Annotated in this window: 19 protein-coding genes and 1 pseudogene; 11 read left to right on the top strand and 9 right to left on the bottom strand. The window is 63.2% G+C overall.

Annotated elements, in window-relative coordinates; translation table 11 throughout:
* Nucleotides 1-120: 120 nt before the first annotated feature.
* Both PSUB009319_RS22965 and PSUB009319_RS19745 read right to left on the bottom strand, forming a co-directional pair.
* The gene (locus PSUB009319_RS22965; RefSeq protein ID WP_185453510.1) at nt 121-273 is read right to left on the bottom strand and encodes a hypothetical protein; all 153 of its coding nucleotides are present in this window, start codon (nt 271-273) and stop codon (nt 121-123) included.
* Nucleotides 274-312: 39 nt separating this feature from the next.
* On the bottom strand, nt 313-1,488 hold the full coding sequence (locus tag PSUB009319_RS19745; protein ID WP_124383896.1) for a DUF4382 domain-containing protein: 1,176 nt from the start codon (nt 1,486-1,488) through the stop codon (nt 313-315).
* A gap of 270 nt (nt 1,489-1,758) precedes the next feature.
* Here PSUB009319_RS19745 and PSUB009319_RS19750 point away from each other — a divergent pair, with 270 nt between their 5' ends.
* From PSUB009319_RS19750 to PSUB009319_RS19760, 3 genes are all read left to right on the top strand, one after another.
* Nucleotides 1,759-2,922, top strand: coding sequence for a metallophosphoesterase (locus PSUB009319_RS19750; RefSeq protein WP_124383897.1), 1,164 nt, complete (start codon nt 1,759-1,761; stop codon nt 2,920-2,922).
* Nucleotides 2,923-2,984: 62 nt separating this feature from the next.
* Nucleotides 2,985-3,155 (top strand): diguanylate cyclase domain-containing protein, encoded by a 171-nt coding sequence (locus tag PSUB009319_RS19755; protein WP_260393058.1) that lies wholly within the window; start codon nt 2,985-2,987, stop codon nt 3,153-3,155.
* 148 nt (nt 3,156-3,303) lie between these two features.
* A complete protein-coding gene (locus tag PSUB009319_RS19760; RefSeq protein WP_124383898.1) occupies nt 3,304-3,519 on the top strand; it encodes a GDCCVxC domain-containing (seleno)protein in 216 nt (71 codons plus the stop codon).
* Nucleotides 3,520-3,523: 4 nt separating this feature from the next.
* On the opposite strand, the gene recG is transcribed toward PSUB009319_RS19760, so the two are convergent.
* On the bottom strand, nt 3,524-5,668 hold the full coding sequence (recG, locus tag PSUB009319_RS19765; protein ID WP_124383899.1) for an ATP-dependent DNA helicase RecG: 2,145 nt from the start codon (nt 5,666-5,668) through the stop codon (nt 3,524-3,526).
* 131 nt (nt 5,669-5,799) lie between these two features.
* Here recG and queA point away from each other — a divergent pair, with 131 nt between their 5' ends.
* From queA to secF, 5 genes are all read left to right on the top strand, one after another.
* On the top strand, nt 5,800-6,873 hold the full coding sequence (gene queA / locus PSUB009319_RS19770; protein ID WP_124383900.1) for a tRNA preQ1(34) S-adenosylmethionine ribosyltransferase-isomerase QueA: 1,074 nt from the start codon (nt 5,800-5,802) through the stop codon (nt 6,871-6,873).
* Nucleotides 6,874-6,875: 2 nt separating this feature from the next.
* A complete protein-coding gene (gene tgt / locus PSUB009319_RS19775) occupies nt 6,876-8,027 on the top strand; it encodes a tRNA guanosine(34) transglycosylase Tgt (RefSeq protein WP_124383901.1) in 1,152 nt (383 codons plus the stop codon).
* Between the two features lie 105 nt (nt 8,028-8,132).
* Complete coding sequence (gene yajC, locus PSUB009319_RS19780) at nt 8,133-8,465, top strand: preprotein translocase subunit YajC (protein ID WP_124383902.1); 333 nt, start codon at nt 8,133-8,135, stop codon at nt 8,463-8,465.
* A 125-nt stretch (nt 8,466-8,590) separates the two neighbouring features.
* On the top strand, nt 8,591-10,480 hold the full coding sequence (gene secD / locus PSUB009319_RS19785) for a protein translocase subunit SecD (RefSeq protein ID WP_124383903.1): 1,890 nt from the start codon (nt 8,591-8,593) through the stop codon (nt 10,478-10,480).
* A 79-nt stretch (nt 10,481-10,559) separates the two neighbouring features.
* Nucleotides 10,560-11,531, top strand: a complete 972-nt coding sequence (gene secF / locus PSUB009319_RS19790; protein ID WP_124383904.1) for a protein translocase subunit SecF — start codon at nt 10,560-10,562, stop codon at nt 11,529-11,531.
* Nucleotides 11,532-11,628: 97 nt separating this feature from the next.
* Here the strand turns inward: secF and PSUB009319_RS19795 are convergent, their stop codons facing one another.
* The 4 genes from PSUB009319_RS19795 to purB all read right to left on the bottom strand — a co-directional run bounded on the left by PSUB009319_RS19795 (nt 11,629) and on the right by purB (nt 15,193).
* Nucleotides 11,629-12,225, bottom strand: coding sequence for a YceI family protein (locus tag PSUB009319_RS19795; RefSeq protein WP_124383905.1), 597 nt, complete (start codon nt 12,223-12,225; stop codon nt 11,629-11,631).
* 66 nt (nt 12,226-12,291) lie between these two features.
* Nucleotides 12,292-12,864: a YceI family protein gene (locus PSUB009319_RS19800; RefSeq protein WP_124383959.1), complete on the bottom strand. Its 573-nt coding sequence runs from the start codon at nt 12,862-12,864 to the stop codon at nt 12,292-12,294.
* A 109-nt stretch (nt 12,865-12,973) separates the two neighbouring features.
* Nucleotides 12,974-13,555, bottom strand: coding sequence for a cytochrome b (locus PSUB009319_RS19805; RefSeq protein WP_124383906.1), 582 nt, complete (start codon nt 13,553-13,555; stop codon nt 12,974-12,976).
* Nucleotides 13,556-13,819: 264 nt separating this feature from the next.
* On the bottom strand, nt 13,820-15,193 hold the full coding sequence (purB, locus tag PSUB009319_RS19810; RefSeq protein ID WP_124383907.1) for an adenylosuccinate lyase: 1,374 nt from the start codon (nt 15,191-15,193) through the stop codon (nt 13,820-13,822).
* Between the two features lie 240 nt (nt 15,194-15,433).
* Between purB and PSUB009319_RS19815 the strand changes: the two genes are divergently transcribed.
* Entirely contained in the window at nt 15,434-16,042 is a 609-nt protein-coding gene (locus PSUB009319_RS19815) for a glutathione S-transferase N-terminal domain-containing protein (protein WP_124383908.1), read from the top strand.
* A 275-nt stretch (nt 16,043-16,317) separates the two neighbouring features.
* Nucleotides 16,318-19,857, top strand: a complete 3,540-nt coding sequence (locus tag PSUB009319_RS19820) for an inverse autotransporter beta domain-containing protein (protein ID WP_124383909.1) — start codon at nt 16,318-16,320, stop codon at nt 19,855-19,857.
* A gap of 550 nt (nt 19,858-20,407) precedes the next feature.
* On the opposite strand, the pseudogene PSUB009319_RS19825 reads toward PSUB009319_RS19820, so the two are convergent.
* Nucleotides 20,408-20,773: pseudogene (locus PSUB009319_RS19825) on the bottom strand (glutamate synthase-related protein); the annotation flags it as partial.
* A gap of 69 nt (nt 20,774-20,842) precedes the next feature.
* Nucleotides 20,843-21,085 carry a helix-turn-helix domain-containing protein gene (locus PSUB009319_RS19830; protein WP_124383910.1) on the bottom strand — a complete coding sequence of 81 codons (243 nt, stop codon included), beginning with the start codon at nt 21,083-21,085 and terminating at the stop codon, nt 20,843-20,845.
* A gap of 124 nt (nt 21,086-21,209) precedes the next feature.
* On the opposite strand from PSUB009319_RS19830, the gene PSUB009319_RS19835 reads away from it, so the two are divergent.
* Complete coding sequence (locus PSUB009319_RS19835) at nt 21,210-22,175, top strand: HAD domain-containing protein (protein WP_124383911.1); 966 nt, start codon at nt 21,210-21,212, stop codon at nt 22,173-22,175.
* The last annotated feature ends 252 nt before the right edge of the window (nt 22,176-22,427 follow it).

Here is a 22,427-nt window from a genome sequence, read left to right on the forward strand (position 1 = left end):
GTCCTAGTCGGCGTCAGCATACGGAATGTGGCAATTCAGGCCCACGGAATTGTTCGAAGAACCCAAAAAAAGCCGGTCACGCAGACCGGCTTTTTCATGGGGCGTCGGTTGAGCCGCCCCTCAGCAATTGCCCTTCTTCGCCTGCCCCGGCGGGCAGAAGCCGTTGCCCGGGCCGCCTTGCGGCCGTGCAACGGGGCCATCATCGGGCAGATACACGGCGCAACCGCCCAGCAGCGATGCGCCCAAAAACAGGATGAGGATGATGTTCTTCATTGTGTTGTGAGGGGCGGGCTTCGCCCCTTTTTTCCATCGTTAGAAACTGAAGTTGACGCCGGTCTGGCTTCCGGCCGAGACGTTGACCAAGCTATTCATTGTAGTGCCCGAGGCACTGGTGGCCTGCACCGAATATTGGCCTGCCGATGCCGGCACCGCTGACAGCGCGATCGGCAGCATCGTGCTGTAGGTGCCCACCAGGGGCGCCGCTGCGGGCAACGCCAGTGAGTATGCACCGGTGTCGAGGTTGGCATTGGTCGAGGTGATCTCGTACGACACCGAGTTGACTGTTTGCAGCGCGCGCAACGTGGCTTGCGCCGATGCGGTGGCCGTGCCCGAGGCGGTATTGGTGGTAGAGGCCGGCAGCGTGATCGGCGTGCCCGTGGTGGAGACCGTGGTCGCGCTGCTGGCGGTGACGGGCACCGTACGGATGATGCCTGTGGCGTGGCCGCTCGGTAGGGTGTTGTCCACGATCACCACGTCATAAGCGCCATTGGTGCTGCTCTGCACCAGCGGCGACAGTACGAACTTGCCCGAGGCGTCCGCCACCGTGCCGCGGATGACCTGGCCATTCTGCTCGGCATAGACCGTGGCACCGGCCTGGGAGGCGGGCACGTAGCCGGTAATCGAACCGCTTACCACCGTGGGCGTTGCCGTGATGACAGGCTTGAGGCTGTAGCCGCCATTGCCCTGTTGCACGATCGATTTGCAGGCATTGAAATCCAGCACCAGATCGACCAGCGTGTTGGCCTGCACCGTAAAAGGCTGGATGATCTTGTAACCGCTCTGCGCGGCGCTGGGTGTGGCCAGCGCCTGCTCGGTCGACGAGCCAGTGACCACCACGGAATTGGCCAGCGTGTTGCCCTGGTTGGCGGATAGAACGAGACGCAGTTGCTGATACTGCCCTGCGGCCAGCGGGGCCGTGCCCAGATCGGTCAGCACGCCGTTGGTGAGCGAGAGCAGGTCGACCTTCTGAGGCGTGGTCAACACAATATCGGTCCAGCCAGCGTCGGTGTCGGCCGCCGACGCGCTGGCGTGCACGCGCACCTTGTTGACGGTGACATAAACGTGATCAAAACCGCAGGACGGTGCATCCGTCATCGAGACATGGAGGGTGCCCGTGCCTGCACCCGTGCCGCCGTCTCCGCCACCGCATGCTGCGATGAGGAACGGCAGTGGCAGCGCAATCAGGGCATTCCGACAGGTTATTTTCATCGTTCTCTCCTCGGTTAGGGGGTGCCGGAAGCATAGGCCCGGGCATCCTGCACAATTTGCGCAAATTGCAACTACTCGTAACCGGATGAACCCGTGAGAAAGCGCCCGCACTGACAAGCCGCTGCAACCACCTTCGCTATTTCTGGAGGCTGAGCGGCGTCTTTTCTCACTTTCTTTGCCATGTCGGCATGAGCCGCCATTGACAACGCTCCCAGCCGCCCCACCTTCCGTGGATACGCCCTCACCAAAACCAAAGGAGCCCGCCCCAGCATGAGTGACGAACCTAACGGCCGCGCAACCCTGTCCCGCGGCAGGCGCCGCTTCCTTGCGACGACGGTGTTGCTTATGGCGGCGCTGCATCTCTACATCGGATGGCGGTTGCTGCCGGATCTTGGCTTGAACGGCGCGGGCTGGGCGGCGGGCAGCCTATTCCTGTGCGTATCGGCCGTCATGATTCCCGCCGGAATGGCTGCGCGCTTCGTGATCCGCCCCATCGCGTTGGCAGATCGCGTTACGTGGTTTGGCACGTTGCTGATGGGCTTGTTTTCGTCGCTGCTGATGCTGACGCTGCTGCGGGACATCGCGCTGATCGTGCTGCCGCGGGCCTATCGCCATGATTCGGCCCTGCTCGTTGTTGCCCTCACCTTGCTGGTGACGTTGATCGGCTATATCAACGCGCGGCGCATTCCCCGCGTTGCGCGTGTGACGGTGCCCATTGCGGGCCTGCCCGAGGCGCTGCACGGCTTCACCATCGCGCAGATCACCGATCTGCATGTCGGGCCCACCATCAAGCGGGCGTATGTGGCCGGCGTGGTCAATCGGCTCAATGCGTTGAATCCCGATCTCATTGCCATGACGGGCGATCTGGTGGACGGCGATGTGCATGCCTTGGGCCCGCATATTGCGCCGCTGGCCGGCATGTCGGCCAGGCATGGCGTCTTTGCGGTGACGGGCAATCACGAGTACTACTCGGGCGTGGAACAGTGGATATCGGAATACGAGCGATTGGGCATGCGCGTGTTGATGAACGAGCATGCGGTGGTCGAGCACAACGGCGCACCGCTGGTCGTTGCCGGCGTGACGGACTTCAGCGCCGGCAAATTCGACGCCGCGCAGGCGAGCGATCCGGCTCGGGCGCTGACAGGGGCGCCAGCCGGCGTGACGCCCACCATCCTCCTCGCACATCAACCACGCAGCGCTCCTGCCGCCGCCGATGCTGGCTTCGACCTGCAGTTGTCAGGGCACACCCATGGTGGTCAGTTCTGGCCGTGGGGCCTTTTTGTTCCGCTGCAGCAGCCTTTTACGGCCGGACTGCACAGCCTGGGGCGCCTGTGGATTTACACCAGCCGCGGCACGGGATATTGGGGCCCGCCAAAGCGGTTCGGTGCGCCGTCTGAAATTACGCTGTTACGCCTGGAGCCGGCCGTCGGCTGATGCCGGTTGGTCAAGCTAGGATCGCCCACTGACTGCCACGTCTGCACCCACCATGTCGTTCAATCGCCCTCGCTGGCGGAGGCCAACCGCCGGACTTGCGCGTGAGCATTGACGTGGCCGTGATGCCAGAAGACGGCACCGAAATCACCACCCTGCTCGACCAGGCCGATCGCGAGATGTACGCCGCCAAGCGCTTGCGCAAGCAAGCGCAAATGGCTGCCGCCTCGCAATGACGCTTCGCACTGACGCAACGCGCTGCGCTTCACATCAGCACCTCCCGATACGTCCAGCATCGATATGCACGGCGGAGGCAATCATCATTGATGACGGTAGCCAAACGCTCGGATACTGACCACCATGCGTACATATAAGGGAGCCACGATGAATGCCACCGTCATTCTTGAATCCGTCCTGACATGTCCGCACTGCGGCTTTGCGCAGCGGCAGACCATGCCGACCGATGCCTGCGTCTTCTTTCATGAATGCCCGGCTTGCCGCGCGCTGCTGCGCCCAAAGCCGGGCGATTGCTGCGTGTTCTGCTCCTACGGTTCGGTGAAGTGCCCGCCGGTGCAGCAGCAACGCGGCTGCTGCGGCTAGCGCGCTAGACGCGCAGGTAGTGCTCCCGCTCGCCCAGCCAGCGCTTGAGGTGCGTATCCACGGCTTCGGGAAAGCGCGCCAGCATGGCGTCCGCCGCGCTCTGGGCGAATTCGACGAGCCACGCATCGTGATTCAGATCGGCAAAGCGCAGCATGGCCTCGCCCGATTGGCGCGCACCGAGAAACTCACCGGGGCCGCGAATCTCCAGATCGCGCCGGGCGATCTCGAAACCGTCGGTGGTCTCGCGCATGGTCTGCAGGCGCTGCTTGGCGGTGGGCGATAGCGGCGCCTGGTACAGCAGCACACACACCGATTCCGCCGTGCCGCGCCCCACGCGCCCGCGCAACTGATGCAACTGCGCGAGGCCGAAGCGCTCGGCATGCTCGATCACCATCAATGAGGCGTTGGGCACATCGACGCCCACTTCAATGACAGTCGTGGCCACCAGCACGTGCAACTCACCACCGGCAAAGGCGCTCATCACGGCGGCCTTCTCGGTGGAGGGCAAGCGGCCGTGCACGAGGCCCACCTTCAAGCCCTCCAGGCTCTGCGAAAGCGTCTCGAAGGTTTCGACGGCCGTCTGCAGTTGCAGCGCCTCGCTCTCTTCAATCAACGGACAGACCCAGTAGACCTGGCGCCCTTCTCGCGCGGCGGCGTAGATGCGCTCGATCACCTCGTCGCGGCGCGCGTCGTTCACCAGACGCGTGACGATGGGTGTGCGGCCGGGCGGCAACTCATCGATGGCGGAGACATCGAGATCGGCGTAGTACGTCATCGCCAGCGTGCGCGGGATGGGCGTGGCGGACATCATGAGTTGGTGCGGCACTTGGGCGTTGGCAACCGGCGCATCGCCGTTGCTCGCTTTGCCGCGCAGGGCCAACCGCTGCGCCACGCCAAAGCGGTGCTGTTCATCCACCACAGCCAGGCCGAGGCGCGCGAACGTCACCGCATCCTGAATCAACGCGTGCGTACCGATCACGAGTTGCGCCTTGCCGGCCGCCACGCGCGCGGCAGCCTCGTCCTTTTGCTTGCGCTTGAGGCTGCCGGCCAGCCAGACGATGTCCACGCCCAGTGGTTCGAGCCACGCAGACAGCTTGCGATAGTGTTGCTCGGCCAGCAGTTCGGTCGGCGCCATCAGCGCGGCCTGCCAGCCGGCATCGATGGCCTGGCACGCGGCCAGCGCGGCAATGACGGTTTTGCCGCTGCCAACGTCGCCCTGCAGCAGCCGCTGCATCGGGTACGGGTGCGCGAGGTCGGCGCGGATCTCTTCCCACACGCGGGCCTGGGCACCGGTCAGCTTGAACGGCAACGCAGCCATGAAACGCGCGAGTAGTCCGTCCTTGCCACTGTCGCGCAGGACGGGCGCGTTGCGCATGCGGCGCGCGGCCTGCGCACGCTTGAGCGAAAGCTGCTGCGACAACAGCTCATCAAACTTGATGCGCAGCCACGCCGGATGCGTGCGCTCGACGAGGCTGTGTTCGTCAACATCAGGCGCCGGTTGGTGCAGCAGGCGCACAGCATCGGCCGGTGCCATCAGCTTGAGCGGCGCGAGCGGCCCGCTGAGGAGGCTGTTCGGCAGCGTCTCCGGCAGCAGTGTGCGCGTGAGCGCATTCAGAATCGCCTTGCGCAAATACGCCTGTGCCACACCCGCCGTGCTCGGATAAACCGGTGTCAGGCGATCGGGCAATGCCTCATCGGGGGCGACGGCGCGCACGGTTGGGTGAACCATTTCCTCGCCGAAGAAGCCGCCGCGCACCTCGCCGCGCACGCGCAGGCGCACGCCTTCGGCCATCTGCTTGACCTGGCTGCCGTAAAAATTCAGGAAGCGCAAAACAAGTTCGCCGGAATCATCAGCGATATGCACGACGAGCTGCCGGCGCGGCCGGAACGCCACCTCATTGCGCGTAACCGTGCCCTCCACCTGCGCGGCCCACCCGGTGTTGGCGCGAGCGCAGGCCTCGGCGATGGTCAGGAGCGTGGTTTCGTCCTCGTAGCGCATCGGCAGATGCAGGACGAGATCGACGTCGCGGTGCAGGCCGAGCTTGGCGAGTTTGTCCGCCGGGCGGGCCGTTTTGGTGGTTTTGGCAGGCTTGTCCGTGGCAGTCGCGCGTCTTGGCTTCGGCGCCGGCGCAGTATCAGCGTCGGGCATAGGAGCAGCATCAGTGGCGGAACGGGCGCGAGGCGGCACAGGGCGTTTACAATAGCGAACTTTGCGAGTCGCCCGATTGTACCGGCGCCCGCCACCTTCACTTGGCGCAATCCACGTCTGCGCCACTTTTCATGCTGACGCTGTCCGATTTCGATTTCGATCTGCCGCCCGAGCTGATCGCGCAAACCGCCCTGCCCGACCGCACCGCGAGCCGCCTGCTGGCCGTCCGCCGTGCAACTGAGGGTAGCCATTCGGGCGTGCACTTTGAAGACCGCCAGTTCGCCGATCTGGTCGACTACCTGCGCCCCGGCGACCTGCTGGTCTTCAATGACACGCGCGTCATCAAGGCCCGCTTCTTCGGCCACAAAGCCAGCGGCGGCAAGGTCGAAGTGCTGGTCGAGCGCCTGCTGGACGCGCACACCGTGCTCGCACAAATCCGCTCCAGCAAATCGCCGGTGGAGGGCACCACACTGCGCTTGGCCGACGCCTTTGATGTCGAGGTCGGCCCACGCGCCGAGCCGTTCTTCACGTTGCGCTTTCCGCAGCCGGCGCTGGACCTGATCGAGCAATACGGCCGCCTGCCGCTGCCGCCTTACATCGAGCACGACGCCGACAGCTTTGACGAGACGCGCTACCAGACCGTCTATGCGCGCAATCCGGGCGCCGTTGCGGCACCCACGGCGGGCCTGCATTTCGACGATGCGCTCTTCGCCAAGCTCGATGCCATGGGCATCAAACGCGGCTTTCTCACGCTGCACGTGGGTGCGGGCACATTCCAGCCGGTGCGCGTAGAGAACATCGCGGAACACCGTATGCACAGCGAGTGGTACGAAATTACACCCGCCCTGGCCGACGCGATCCGCGCCACGCGCGCAGCCGGTGGCCGCGTGATCGCCGTGGGCACGACGTCGATGCGCGCGCTTGAATCGGCGGCACAGCCGGACGGCACGCTCAATGCAGGCAGCGGCGAGACCGACATCTTCATCACCCCCGGCTACGCATTTCGCGCCGTCGACGCGCTGGTCACCAACTTCCACCTGCCCAAATCGACGTTGCTGATGCTGGTATCAGCGTTTGCCGGCATGAGTGCCATTCGCGGCGCCTACCAGCACGCCATTGCCCAGCGCTACCGCTTCTTCAGTTACGGCGACGCCATGTTCCTCACGCGCGCGCCATCCGAACCCGGCGAATCCCAATCGCTCTGATCATGCTCAAGTACGAACTGCTCACCACCGATGGCCTCGCCCGACGCGGCCGCATGACCCTGAACCACGGCGTGGTGGAAACGCCCATCTTCATGCCGGTGGGCACTTACGGCGCGGTCAAGGCAATGTCGCCAGCAGAGCTGAAGGACATTGGCGCGCAAATCATCCTCGGCAACACGTTCCACTTGTGGCTGCGCCCAGGGTTGGAAGTCATGGACGCGCACAAGGGCCTGCACGGCTTCAATGGCTGGAACAAACCCATCCTGACCGATTCCGGCGGTTTTCAGGTGTTTTCCCTGGGTGATCTGCGCAAGATCACTGAAGAAGGCGTAACGTTTGCCTCGCCCATCAACGGCGACAAGCTGTTCCTCTCGCCGGAAATCTCCATGCAGATCCAGCGCCGGCTGAATTCCGACATCGTCATGCAGTTCGACGAATGCACGCCGTACAAAATCGGAGATCGCCCCGCCACTGAAGCCGAAGCCGCCGCCTCGATGCGCATGAGCCTGCGCTGGGCGCAGCGCTCGCGCAACGAGTTCGAGCGCGAGAACAACCCGAACGCGCTGTTCAGCATCGTCCAGGGCGGCATGTTCGAGAACCTGCGCGATGAATCGCTGGCGGGCTTGCAGGCGATTGACGCCGATGCGGGCGGCGAGGGTTTCGGCGGCTATGCCATCGGCGGCCTGTCGGTGGGCGAACCCAAGGAAGACATGATGCGCGTGCTGCAGCACGTGGCGCCGCGACTGCCCGCCAACAAACCGCATTACCTGATGGGCGTGGGCACGCCAGAAGACCTGGTGGCCGGCGTTGCCACCGGCGTGGACATGTTCGACTGCGTAATGCCGACCCGCAACGCGCGCAACGGCTGGCTCTTCACCCGCTTTGGCGACGTCAAGATCAAGAACGCGGTGCACCGCAACGATCCGCGGCCGCTGGACGAGACTTGCGGCTGCTACACCTGCAGCAATTTCTCGCGCGCGTATCTGCACCACCTGCAGCGCGTGGGCGAGATTCTGGGCGCCCGGCTGAACACCATCCACAACCTCTATTACTACCTGGAACTGATGGCCGAAATGCGCACCGCCATTGAATCGCACAGCTTTGCCGCATTCCAGGCACGCTTTGCCGCAGACCGCGCGCGCGGCGCGCTGTAACACCCCTCCACAGGGCGCCAGGCTCGCCCATTTGCCGCAGCACCGCAATGGTAGAATGTCGGGTCCGATTTTTGACCGATTGACGAACCATTACGGAGTTCTGACGTGTTCCTGATTTCCGACGCTTACGCGCAAACTGCACCGGCTGCTGGTGGTGCCGCGGGTGGCCTGATGAGCTTCCTGCCCATCATCCTGATGTTCGTGGTGCTGTGGTTCATCATGATCCGCCCGCAAATGAAGCGCCAGAAAGAAACCAAGACGATGCTCGAAGCCCTGGCCAAGGGCGACGAAGTCGTCACCGCCGGCGGCATTCTGGGCAAGGTGACCAAGGTGGCTGAGCAATACGTCACCGTGGAGATCGCTGCCAACACTGAAATCACCGTCCAGAAGAGTGCCGTGACGACCGTGCTGCCCAAGGGCACGCTCAAGGCGCTGTAATCGGCCCATCCCGGCGCCGCGCACGATTGCGCAGGCGCCGGAACTCCAGGCAGCGCCTATTCTAAGAATCCGCGCCCGCGCCCCTCGCGGGGGGTCGCCTCACTGCCGCCTCTCTGCATTCCAAGATGAATCGCTATCCGCTCTGGAAATACCTTGTGATCCTGGTGGCGCTTGCCATCGGGTTCCTCTATACGCTGCCGAACTTCTTCGGTGAGGCGCCTGCCGTGCAGGTGTCCTCGGGCAAGGCCACCGTCAAGGTCGATCTGAACGTGCAAAAGCAGGTCGAGAGCCTGCTGGCTGCGGCCAGCATCCAGCCCAATGGCGTGTTCTTCGACAACAACGGCACCTCCGCCAGCGTGCGCGTGCGTTTTGCCGATACCGACACACAGCTCAAGGCCAAGGACATCCTGGCCCGTGGCCTGAACACCGACCAAGCCGACCCGACCTACATCGTCGCGCTGAACTTGCTGCCGGGTTCGCCGCGCTGGCTCAGTGGAGCGCCGTTCTTTGCCAAGCCGATGTTTCTGGGGCTGGATTTGCGCGGTGGCGTGCACTTCCTGTTGCAGGTCGACATGAACGGCGCTGTGACGAAGAAACTCGACTCGTTGGCCGGTGACATCCGCACGCAACTGCGCGACAAGGGCATCCGCCACAGCGGTATCGATCGCAACGGCAGCACGATCGTCATCAAGTTCAGCAACCCCGAAGACGCCGACCGTGCCCGAGGGCTGCTGGCCGACTCGACACGCGAACTGGCCTACAACGTAGACAAGAGCGCCGACGGCGCCACGCTCACGGGCACCTTCACCGCCGCCGCGATGAAGGAAGTGCAGGACAACGCGGTCAAGCAGAACATCGTCACGCTGCATAACCGGGTGAACGAACTCGGCGTAGCTGAACCGGTGATCCAGCAACAGGGCCCGGACCGCATCGTCGTGCAACTGCCTGGCGTGCAGGACACCGCCAAGGCCAAGGACATCATTGGCCGAACCGCAACACTGGAAGCGCGCCTGGCCGATCCGAATGCGCCGCTGGCGCCGCGCGCCGGCGACCCGGTGCCGCTGGGCGACGAGCTCTTCACGCAAGGCCGCAGCGCCCCGGTGCTGCTGCAGAAGCAGGTGATCTTCACGGGTGACCGCATCACCAGCGCCTCGGCCGGCTTTGACCAGAACCACAACTCGTCGGTCGACATCACGCTCGACGGCCAAGGCGGCCGCATGCTGCGCGATGTCTCGCGCGACAATATCGGCAAACGCATGGGCATCGTGCTCTTTGAAAAGGGCAAGGGCGAAGTGCTGACGGTAGCGACCATCCAGTCCGAACTGGGTTCGCGCTTCCAGATTACCGGCATGGGTTCGACCGAGGCGGCTTCCGACCTGGCGCTGCTGCTGCGGGCAGGTTCCCTGGCGGCCCCGATGGAGATCATCGAAGAGCGCACCATTGGCCCGTCCCTGGGTGCCGACAACATCAAGAAAGGCTTTGATTCGGCGCTGTACGGCTTCCTGGCCGTCTCGACGTTCATGGTGCTGTACTACTTGCTGTTCGGCGCGTTCTCGGTGATCTCGCTGGGCGTGAATGTGTTCCTGCTGATCGCGCTGTTGTCGATGCTGCAGGCCACGCTCACGCTGCCGGGTATCGCGGCGATCGCGCTGGCGCTGGGCATGGCCATTGACGCGAACGTGCTGATCAACGAACGCGTGCGTGAAGAACTGCGCAACGGCGCATCGGCGCAGATGGCCATTGCTGCCGGCTTCGACCGCGCCTGGGCCACCATCCTGGACTCGAACGTGACGACGCTGATCGCAGGTCTGGCGCTGATCGCCTTCGGCTCGGGCCCGGTGCGCGGCTTCGCCATCGTGCACTGCCTGGGGATCGGCACTTCCATGTTCTCAGCGGTGTTCTTCAACCGCGGTCTGGTGAACCTCTGGTACGGCCGCAAGAAGAAGCTGCAGAGCGTCGCCATCGGGCAGGTGTGGAAGCCGGGCAATACGAACACGGAATCGCCCGCCAAGTAATCCCGCCACCCACAACGAATCTCGCATAACCGGCACCGCCCCGACACGATGATGGAGCGGTTGCCACAAAGGGCAGACCATGGAGTTTTTCCGCATCCGCCGCGACATTCCGTTCATGAAGCACGCGTTGATCCTCAACGCGCTGTCGTTCCTGACGTTTATCGCCGCTGTCTTCTTCCTGTTCCACAAGGGGCTGCACCTGTCGGTGGAATTCACCGGCGGTACGGTGATGGAAGTCGCTTACACCCAGGCCGCTGATCTGCCGAAGATCCGGGGCGACGTTGAAAAGCTCGGCTATGCCGATGCCCAGGTGCAGAATTTCGGCACCTCGCGTGACGTGATGATCCGCCTGCCGCTCAAGAACGGCCCCGACGGCAAGCCGATCGCCTCAGCCGTGCAGAGCCAGCAGGTGATGACGGCCCTGAACGTCGCCAACCCCGACGCCAAGCTGCAGCGCGTCGAGTTCGTCGGCCCGCAGGTCGGCAAGGAACTCGCCACCGATGGCCTGCTGGCGCTGCTGTTCGTGGTGGTCGGTATCGTCATTTACCTGTCGATCCGCTTCGAGTGGAAGTTTGCAGTCGCTGGCGTAATCGCCAACCTGCACGACGTAGTGATCATCCTGGGCTTCTTCGCCTTCTTCCAGTGGGAGTTCTCGCTATCAGTGCTCGCGGGCATCCTGGCGGTGCTCGGCTACTCGGTGAACGAATCGGTCGTGATTTTCGACCGGATTCGCGAGGCGTTCCGCAAGTACCGCAAGATGAACACGCACGAGATCATCGACCACGCAATTACGAGCACCATCTCGCGCACGATCATCACCCACGGCTCGACCGAGCTGATGGTGGTATCGATGCTGGTGTTCGGCGGCCCGACGCTGCATTACTTCGCCCTGGCGCTGACGATCGGTATTCTGTTCGGTATCTACTCGTCGGTGTTCGTGGCGGCCGCGCTGTGCATGTGGCTGGGTGTCAAGCGCGAAGACCTGGTCAAGGCCGAGAAGAAGGCCGGTGGGCCGAAGGAAGACGATCCGAACTTTGGCGCGCAGGTCTGAGTACCCTGCCCCGTTCTGCCCAGAGGACGCATTCCTCGGGCAACAAAAAGCCCCGCTTGTTGCGGGGCTTTCTCTTTGGCTGAGACGCTCGTCAGGCTTACTTCTGGGCGACGCTGGCGTCTTGCTTGACACCTTCGACCTGGATCTTCAGCTTGGTTTCCATATTGAAACCGTAGGCTTTGCCGTAGTCGACACCGAACTCGTCGCGCTTGAACTTCATCTCGGCATCGGCGCCGCAGACTTCACGCTTGAGCATCGGGTGCGGCATGCACTTGAACGCGTCGATTTCCAGCGTTGCCGGCTTGGTCACACCGTGCAGCGTCAACTGGCCTTCGGCTTCGGTCGGCACATCGCCCTTGAACTTCGTGAAGTTGCCCTTGAACGTGGCGGTCGGGTACTTGGCCACGTCGAAAATCTCGGCGCTCTTGGCGTGCTCGTTCATCTTGGCGTGACCGAAGTCGATGCTGTCGGTCTGCACGGTCACGTCGATGCTGCCGGTCTTGGCCGCGCGATCCAGCGTCACGGTGCCGCTGGACTTCTCGAACTTGCCACGCCACTTCGACAGGCCGCCCATGTGGTCAGCTTCGAAGCTCGGGTAGGTGTGGTTCGGGTCCAACTGATACGTGGTCGGTGCAGCAAAGGCGGCGGTGGCAGCAACGGCCGACAGCGCGGCAACGAGGGTACGCAATTTCATGAGAACTCCTGCGGATAAAAGCGGCACACGAGGGCCGAAAAAAAAACGTTGGGTTGAGACTTCCGATTACTTCTTGGCGATGACAACGCGGAATTTGATCGTCACGTCGTCCGAAACGACCGACGTGTCCTTCCACTCACCGTCACCGACCTTGAATGCGTTGCGCTTGACTGGCAGCGCGCCTTCAAAAACCTGGCTGGCGCCTTCTTGCTTGAAGGTAAAGGGTGCCGTCACATCTTGCGTGATGCCCTTGATGGTCAGCTTACCGACCACGTCCACCTTGCCGCCCGCGCCCGGCTTGAATGCCGACGACACGAACGTCGCCTTCGGATACTTGGCGGTGTCGAACCAGTCCTTCTTCTTGAGTTCGTCGTTGTATTCCTTGCTGCCCACGTCGACGCTCGTGACATCAATGTCGAGCTTGGCCGTGGAGGCAGCCACGTTGGTCGGGTTGTAGTTCACGGCGGCGTCAAACTTGCCGAACTTGATGTCCATCGGCACGCCGAGCTGCTTGCCGGTGGCGGTAACGCTGCTCTTGGCGGCATTCACCTGGGCGATGGCCGATACCGATACAGCAGCGATCGACAGCGCACCGGCGGCAACCAGGGCGATGGCGCGGGGGCGCGCAAAACGTTTCATCATCAGACTCCTTCGGTCAGGCCGGATCGTGCCGGCGGTCTTGGTCAGGATTGAGCAGCAGAGCGCCGGCACATACCGTGCACGTACCGGCGCGTTTTTGGAAATCGGATCAGCGCAGGAAGGGCGCCATGCGGCGCAGCGTGCCATCGCGATCGACGAGGTGGTGCTTGAGCGCGGCCAGAATGTGCAACATGACGATGGCTGCCATGGTCCAGTTCAGCCATTCATGCGCGAAGCTGAAGATGTCCTTCAGCGCATCGCTCTTGTCGAACGGCATCGGCAGCTCCCACAGGCCCAGATAAACGACCTTGACGCCGGCCGCGACGCTCAGCAGATAGCCTGTCAGCGGCACCGCCAGGATCAGCAGATACAACCCGATGTGTGCGCCCTCTGCGGCCTTGTGCTGCCACTTCGGCATGCCCGGCACGGGCGCCGGCGCCGGATGCGTCAGGCGCCACAGCACGCGCAGCACCGCAAAGATCAGTACCGTGATGCCGATCCACTTGTGATACGAAAACAACTTCAGTTTGGTTGGCGTAAAGCCCGGGATGTCGGTCATGTACAGACCGAGCCCGAAGGCCGCGAAGATCAACAATGCAACGATCCAGTGCATCGCAATCGCGGGCTTGGCATAGGCGCTGTGGTCAGCAGCGCCGCGCATGGCGAGATTCGAGTGGGCGGCTTGTGACATCGGTGTTCCCTCGGTATTTGGGGCGCTCAGTAGGCGGCGCCTGTTAGTACGACCACGGCGCCAAACGATTGTGCATTATTTGCGCGATCCGACTGGCCAAGTCGGCCCGAAGTTCACCAACAAATTCAAATTTTTTGATTGTCAGGGCAGTTCGCTGCAGGCGGCGAGACAGAACGTTCTACGGAGCGCACCAAACAAAACAGCCCGCCCTCGAATTCGAGAGCGGGCTGTTCTTTAGACCGCACCAACAAATTTTTGCAACAATCAGCCGATCCGGCGTGCCAGCTCTTCTGCCTTGCCGATGTAGCTGCCGGGCGTCATGTCCAGCAGCAGCTTGCGGGCATCTGCTGGAATCGCCAGCGTGCCGATGAATTCACGCAGCGCCTCGCGCGAGATGCCCTTGCCGCGCGTGAGTTCCTTCAACTGCTCATAGGGGTTGGCGATGCCGTAGCGGCGCATCACGGTCTGCACCGGCTCGGCCAGCACTTCCCAGCAGGCGTCCAGGTCTTCTGCCAGGCGGGCCGGGTTGGTTTCGAGCTTACCCAGGCCACGCAGGCAAGCGTCGTAGGCGAGCAGGCTGTAGCCGAACGCCACGCCGATGTTGCGCAGCACGGTCGAATCCGTCAGGTCGCGCTGCCAGCGCGAGACGGGCAGTTTTTCCGACAGGTGGCGCAACACCGCGTTGGCCAGACCGACGTTGCCTTCAGAATTTTCGAAGTCGATCGGGTTGACCTTGTGCGGCATGGTCGACGAGCCGATCTCTCCGGCCTTGGTCTTCTGCTTGAAGTACCCCTGCGAGATGTAGCCCCAGACGTCGCGGTCCAGGTCGAGGATGATCGTGTTGGCGCGCGCCACGGCATCGAACAGCTCGGCCATGTAGTCGTGCGGCTCGATCTGGATGGTGTACGGGTTGAACGTCAGGCCAAGGCGACTTTCGATCACGTTTTTCGAGAAGGCTTCCCAATCCAGCGACGGATATGCCGACAGGTGCGCGTTGTAGTTGCCCACCGCGCCATTCATCTTGCCCAGCAGCTCCACGGCCTCGATACGGCGGATGGCGCGGTCCAGGCGCGCGGCCACGTTGGCCATTTCCTTGCCCAGCGTGGTGGGGCTGGCCGGCTGGCCGTGCGTGCGCGAGAGCATCGGCACGTCGGCGTTGGCGTGGGCCAGTTCCACCAGGCGCGCCTGCACACGGCGAAGCGTCGGCACGATCACAGTGTCGCGCGCACCCTTGAGCATCATGCCGTGCGAGGTGTTGTTGATATCTTCAGACGTGCAGGCGAAGTGGATGAACTCGCTGGCGGCTTCCAGCTCGGCGTTGCCCTTGACGCGCTCCTTCATCCAGTATTCAACGGCCTTCACGTCGTGGTTGGTGACGGCTTCGATCTCTTTGATACGGGCAGCATCTGCCTCGGCAAAGTTCTCAACCAGCGCCAGCAGCGCGCCTTCAGCGGCGGCCGAAAAGCGCGGAATCTCAGCCAGACCGGCCTGCGACAGGGCGATCAGCCAGTGCACCTCCACCTTCACGCGGTTGCGCATGAAAGCAGCTTCCGACAGCCACTCGCGCAGCGGATCGGCCTTGGCAGCGTAGCGGCCATCGATAGGAGACAGGGCGGTCAGGGCAGAAAGCGACGACATGGCAGGCGGGGAAAAAATGTGAAGGGAATCTCAATCCGGACAACCCGGACGCGGCGTTGCGCGTTGAACCAAAGTGCATACGTGCACCCCGGCGAGCCCGCGATTTTACCACCCGATACCTGCCTTTTATGGCCAATCCGGCCTAAAGCAAGCCTCCATTCGGTTGAGTTGGATTCGGGCGCTGCCCAGCGCACTCTGGAAAGTGCGCGGCTATACTTCCGCCTCCAACATGACATGCTTATGAAACTGATCGGATCGCACGCCAGCCCGTACACCCGCAAGGTGCGCGTGGTTCTGGCTGAAAAGAAAATCGACTACCAGTTCGTGCTCGAAGACGTTTGGGGCGCTGGCACGCAGATCCACCAGTTCAACCCACTGGGCAAGGTGCCCTGCCTGGTGATGGACGACGGCGGCGCGCTGTTCGATTCGCGCGTGATTGCGGAATATGCCGACACGCTGTCACCGGTGGCGCGCCTGATCCCGCCCTCGGGCCGCGAACGCGTGGAAGTGCGCTGCTGGGAAGCGCTGGCCGACGGCCTGCTCGACGCCGCCATCATGCTGCGTATCGAGCACACCCAACGTGCGCCGGAGCAGCGCAGCCAAACCTGGCTCGCGCGCCAGAACCACAAGATCGACGACGCGCTCAAGGCCATGTCGCAAGGCTTGGCCGACAAGACGTGGTGCAACGGCAACCACATGACGCTGGCCGACATCGCCGTCGGTTGCGCACTGAGTTACCTCGATTTCCGCCAGCCGCAAATCGACTGGCGCGAGCGGCACGCAAACCTCGCCGCGTTCTACGCGCGCATTGAGAAGCGGCCGAGCTTTGTGGAAACGCAGCCGCAGTAACCCCCGTCTCTTGCATGGCGGCGGCCTGCCGCCACGCTCCCTCCAGATCGCAAAGCGCTGACCCAACACCGGCCATCGCCAGACCACTCCACGGTGTTTCGCCCCACCTGGCCGGACGCCCGCGTACGCGGCGTGCGTGTGTCCCTTCCCACATTCCTACTAAGAATCGTCTGATTCGACGCTCCTTGCGGGGGCATTAGGACAATTCTCATTCGAGTAACAAGCCGCCATCCTTAACCTGCCTCGTGTCAATCCATACCCACCAAGGAATTGCCATGAGGACACCAAAACAAGCAGCCCAGCAGCGCAAGCGCGGCTGGCAAGGCTGGGGCAAGCGCATTGCGCTGACCCAGATTGCGGCCCAGGTCGGCCTGATCGTCGCGCCGCTCTACAGCGCATACGCGCACGCCCAAGACGCAGCCCCGCAAGATCCGCAAGCTGAACAAGCACAGCAAGCGCAATCCCCCACCCTGCAAAAGAAGCTGGCCGAACTCGTCAAGCAAGTGGGCGACGCCAGCAACACGCCACAGAGCAATGTCGATCTGAAGGGTATGGCCGCCCAGCAACTGGGCAGCGGCGCCGCCGCCGCGCAAGACGCGCTCGGCCGCTTTGGCACCGCCCGTGTCGATCTGAGCGGCATCGACGATCTGCGCCGTTTCAGCGGCGCGGTCGACACCCTGCTGCCGCTCTACGACACCGAATCGCACCTGCTGTTTACCCAGCTCGGCCTGCGCCGCAACGACGGCCAAGTGACCGGCAACCTCGGCTTCGGCCACCGCTACTTCGGTGCCGACTGGATGCTCGGTTACAACGCCTTCTACGACCAGAACATCAGCCGTGGCCACCAGCGCTTTGGCGCCGGTGTCGAAGCCTGGCGCGACTACCTCAAGCTCTCCGGCAACGCCTATCTGCGCCTGTCCAACTGGAAAGAATCGCCCGACCTGCAGGACTACGACGAGCGCCCCGCCAACGGCTTTGACGTGCGCGCCGAAGGCTACCTGCCGGCCATGCCCAGCCTGGGCGCCAAGCTCATGTACGAACAGTACTTCGGCAACGAAGTGGGCCTGCTGGGTGCCGGCAATCGCCAATCGAATCCGTCCGCCTTCACGGTGGGCCTGAACTACACGCCGATCCCGCTGGTCACGCTGGGTGTGGACCATCGCATGAGCAATGGCCGCAACAGCACCAGCGCCAACGTGCAATTCACCTACAAGCTGGGCGAGCCCTGGGCCAAGCAGATCGACCCGCGCCAGGTGGCCGCGCGCCGCAGCCTGGCCGGCAGCCGCATGGACCTGGTCGAGCGCAACAACAACATCGTGCTCGAATACCGCAAGCGCCAGCTCATCAAGCTGAATCTGCCTGCGCAGATCACCGGCAAGAGCACCAACACCGTCGAACTGCCGTACACCGTTGAAGCCAAGAATGGCCTGAGCCGTATTCAATGGCACGACGGTGCTCTGGTGGCCGCCGGCGGCGCCGTGGTCGCCCTGGGCGACAACAAGTTCCAGATCCGCCTGCCCGCCTATCAGACCGGCACCGCCAACACCTACCCGCTGACCGGCATTGCGTATGACGCGCAAGGCAACGCCTCGGCCGTGGCCGCCACCACCGTGGTGGTGGGCGTGGGCGACGTGGACGCCGGCAAGACGACCGTCAGCGCAGCACCGCTGCTGATTCCAGCCACCGGCAAGGGCGTCTCCACCCTCACCATCAACCTGCTGGACGCAGGCGGCAACGCCATCGACGGCATGTTGCCGCACCTGAGCGCCACGCTGGCCGAAACGCTGGACACTACCGCCACCATCAGCGCGGCCATGGCCAGCGTGCCCGCGCAGCCCGCCACCCTGGGCCAGTTCACCGAGGTCAGCCCCGGCGTCTACCAGGTGGCCGTCACCTCCGGCACGCGCCCGGGCACCATCGTCGTCACCCCCAAGGTGGGCGACACCGCACTGACCGACGTCACCATCATTGAAGCCGCCGACGCAGCCAGCGCACGCATCGACGCAGGCAACTTCCTCGTCGTCACCACCGGCATGGTTGCCAACGGCACCGCCAGCAACGAAGTCACCGCCCTCGTCACCGACGAAGCCGGCAACCCCGTGCCGGGCGTCACCGTCGCCTTCGGCCTGAGCGGCTCGGCCCAAGTGGCCGCCGGCAGCTCGCCCACGCCCACCACGGACGCCCATGGCTACGTCACGCTCAAGCTGACCGATATCAAGGCGGAGACCGTGACGATCACGGCCACGCTGGTCAACGGTGCGCAAGCGAGCGTGGACACGGCCTTCATTGCCGACGCCGCCACCGCCAGCCTCGCCAGCGGTGACCTCACCGTCGACAAGAACGTCGTGACCGCCAATGGCACCGACCACGCCCGCTTCACCGCCATCGTGAAGGACGCCAACGGCAACGTCGTGCCCGGCATCACCGTCACCTGGGACACGAACGCCGGCAACCTGAGCGGCACGACCAGCGTGACCGACAGCAACGGCGTGGCCACGATCAACCTGACCCACACCCTGGCTGCCAGTGCGCAAGTCAACGCCCGCGTGGGCTCGGCCACGGCCGTGAACGCGCCAGCGGTGACCTTCGTGGCCGACAGCGCCAGCGCGACCATCGACAGCGGCGACCTCACCGTCGACAAAGCGAGCATTGTTGCCAACGATACGGAAATTGCCACCTACACCGCCATCGTCAAGGACACGCACGGCAACGTCGTGCCGAACCTGGCCGTGGCCTGGGACACCAACCTCGCCACCCTGAGCGCAACCAGCAGCATGACCGATGCCAGCGGCGTGGCCACCATCACCCTGCATGGCACCGTAGCCGGCAGCGCGCAGGTGACGGCGCAAGTCAATGCCACTGGTGCCGTCAACGCACCGCTGGTGACGCTGGTGGCCGATAGCGCCTCCGCCACCATCGGCAGCGGCGGCGTGACCGTCGACAAGACGAGCATCGTGGCCGACGACGCCGAAGTGGCCACCTTCAGCGCGGTTGTGAAGGATGCGAACGGCAACCCGGTGGCGAATGTGGACGTGACGTGGGACACCACCTTCGCCACGCTGGGCGCTACGACCAGCAAGACCAACGACGCTGGTGTGGCCTCAGTGACGCTGCGTGGTGCGGCATTGGGTACCGCACAAGTGTCGGCTCGCCTGGGTTCGGCAACGGCAGTCAATGCGCCACCGGTGACGCTGACCGCAAACTCCGCCACCGCACGCATTGCGACCCTGACGTCGAGCATTGCCAAGATCACCAGTACGGGCGACGAATCGTCCACGCTCACAGCCACCGTGACCGATGCCAGCGGCCACGTCCTGCAGGGTGCGACTGTCGACTGGTCGACCACCCGCGGCGATTTGGCTGGCGCCACGTCGGTCACCGACGCGAATGGACAAGCGACGATGACGTTTACCGCGATCGAGACCTCGACCAGCGACCAGACGGCCACCATCACCGCTGGCACCAATAGCACCACGCGTACCGCGCCGATCACGCTGCGCACGGTGGTGTCGGTGGGTGGCAAGTACTACTGGACCCAGCGCAGCGATTTCCCGGTGGCCACTGCCGCAGCTGCGGATGCAGCATGTAGAGCACATGGCGGCGGTGCTTCGATTCGGGTGGCCGACGTGAGCGCCTTCGCAGCGGCAGGCGGAGATTTCAAGCTCATGTCCGTGGCTGGCGAATACGACGCCGTCTACTTTGAGGCGGCAGATACTTGGGGAACGGAGGGTTACAGCTTCAATTCCAACCGGGCCCCAGTGGGTAGCAAGTATGGATGGGGTGTTAGCGGCCAGTACTATGTCTGCGTAAAGTAAGCCGTTGTCTGACTGCCATGCCTGTGAGAGCAGGCATGGCGCAACAGCACAAAGCCCCTCGCAAAAAGCGAGGGGCTTTTTCATTGCGTCACGCCATCCAGACCGCGCGAGAATGACCTTGGCCCGATGATGCAACGATGCCCTGAGTGTTCCGCAGTCGCGGCGTCGCGTTGAGGGGCGCCCCACAAACATATCCCGCCCCCGCTACCGAAGACATGCCCTACGGCATCGACGGCCAAGCCGCGCGTGGCCGGCAGTACACCGTCAACCGTCGTCTACGGACCTTCAAGTCCGGCCACCGGACCACAGACCTCCGGCATCGAACCTCCGAGCCCCGCGCGCCGCGCGCCGCGACGTCCAACCCGACACCGCAGCGGTCCACGCATCAGCGTTTTCTGAAAATGTGCCCGAAACCGGCTTCCAGCCTTATGCTCCGGCACGTGGCCCGACACGCTGTCGGCGCCATGCCTGCCGGTATGGCGCGCCGTTCCAATGAGAAAGGGCCCGGGAGCCCTTTTTTTGATGCCTGCGCGATGAATCAGGTGGAGCGCTACACCACCACCGGATCAAACCTTTCAGCCTGCGCCATCGGCCAGTAGCGCTCGTAGAGTTGATAGCGATACCGCCCGGCCAGCAAATCGCCAGGCTCCAGATATTTGAGCAGCGCGGAGAGCAACTGCACCTCGTTGCCCGACACGCGCCGCACGATGTGGTGCGCGCGGAAATCCGCCGGATGCTGCAGACCGGCCGCCTGCGTCAGCTCCAGCAGCGCATGCAGCGTGTGCGCGTGATATTGATGCACACGCTCAGCCTTATCGGGCACCACCAGCGCCTTCTGGCGCGACGGGTCTTGCGTGGCCACGCCAGTCGGGCAGCGGTCGGTGTGGCACTTCTGGGCCTGGATGCAGCCCAGCGACCTTCCCCCCGCCGGCCATACTATTCACCGCATGCGGCTGAAATTAGCGGCTTCCTAATAGTTGCCCAACTATTCACGCATACTCGACTGACTAGTGAGCGACTCCGCCTGCCGCAATAATTCCGAGGCCTGGGTGCCCAAGGCGTCGGCAATTGCGAACAATGAGTCCAGAGCAACCTTGCTCTGCCCGCGCTCAATGAGAGATACGAAGTTCCGATGGAGGTCAGCCTGCTCGGCAAGTGCTTCCTGCGTGAGCCCTTTCTCGAGCCGCGCCTCCCGAACGACTTGCCCGAAGGCAGCGATGCGGTCCATCCATACCCCAACTTTGCATAGTGGGGAGGAAGTCTCTCGATAGGTCAGGCCAGAATCCACACAATATATTGTGCAAAACGATAAGCACTGCTTTACAATGCCCAATATATTGTGAGAAACGGATGTGAACCGGACCAACGGACCGGATGGCTCACATTTTCAGCGCCCCTTTTCAATCGACCTCCACGCGGACGCAGCATTCCCGATGCACTCAGTGCTTTTTCTAGCCTATGACGGCTGCCTGCATGCCGAAGGCGTGCGGCATACCTTGGAGGAAGCAGAACATCACGGCGAAAGGCACTCGCTTTTCGAATACGCCGATGTTCTCGCAAAGCTCTTGCAGCCTTACCCCGAGGTCAGAATCGTCCTCAGCACGCCTTGGTCACGCATACATGGTTTCGAACAGGCCAAGGCATTCTTGCCTGCCGGTCTCCGTAGCCGCGTCGTTGGAATGACCCATGAATTCTGCGGCGACTTCGTTGAGTGGGCGGGGCTGACGGAGTTCGACCAAATCATGCGATACGTGGATGGCCATGGCATCCGGCACTGGCTCGCACTCAGTTGCGATAGGTATTACTGGCCGGAAGCCTTTCAAAAGAACCGCATTTGGCTCACCAGCCGAGTCGGCCTGGGCGAAGACCGCGCTCGGGTAGAACTCACCAACAAACTGAAGCAACTGCGCCACGAATGGCGGGCTCTCCCAGCCAGTCATATCGGTAGTCGCCGAGACGCTGACGTTATTCGTTCACGGCTACAAGCGGCCGTAGCCAAGCTCGCTGATGCCAACATCCCCCAACTGTCGGCCTCGACCCGCTTCCAAGCCGCCTACGATGCGGTGTGCTGCTGCGCAGGCATCATGCGAATTGTCGAACCGCAGTTGGTCGGCCTGTCGGATGCGCAGTTATTCGAAGAACTGAACGCTGAGAATTTGGACGTCTCCAGCAAAGCCCGGGCCGTCGCGCTCGTCCGTGCATGGAATGAAGCTGATGACCTAGAGCCGAGGCGCGTAAAACCGGCTGATGTAGACAGCGTCCTAAGCTTTGCCGACGCAGTCGTGAATGCAACGAAGCGCGGATTGCCCGGCGCCTAGCCAAGCGCAATATCCGCAGACCCTGTTTTCACCACCAAAATCGCGCCTTCGCGTTTTTAGGTGGTGAATTCAATGGAATCAACGGCGTAGCTCTAGGTCATCGCGGGCGTTTAGCCAACATAGGCATAACGTCCGCTTCAATACGAAAGCCCTCTGCCGACTCGATGCGGAGGTCATCTAAGCACCAAGTTCGCTGCTTGGACTCATGAGCTTTTCTAGTGAGCTTTAACCGCCGCCTGCGTAACAACAGGC

The organism is Ralstonia sp. SET104 (assembly GCF_003851545.1).
In the GTDB taxonomy this organism is placed as follows: Bacteria; Pseudomonadota; Gammaproteobacteria; order Burkholderiales; family Burkholderiaceae; genus Ralstonia.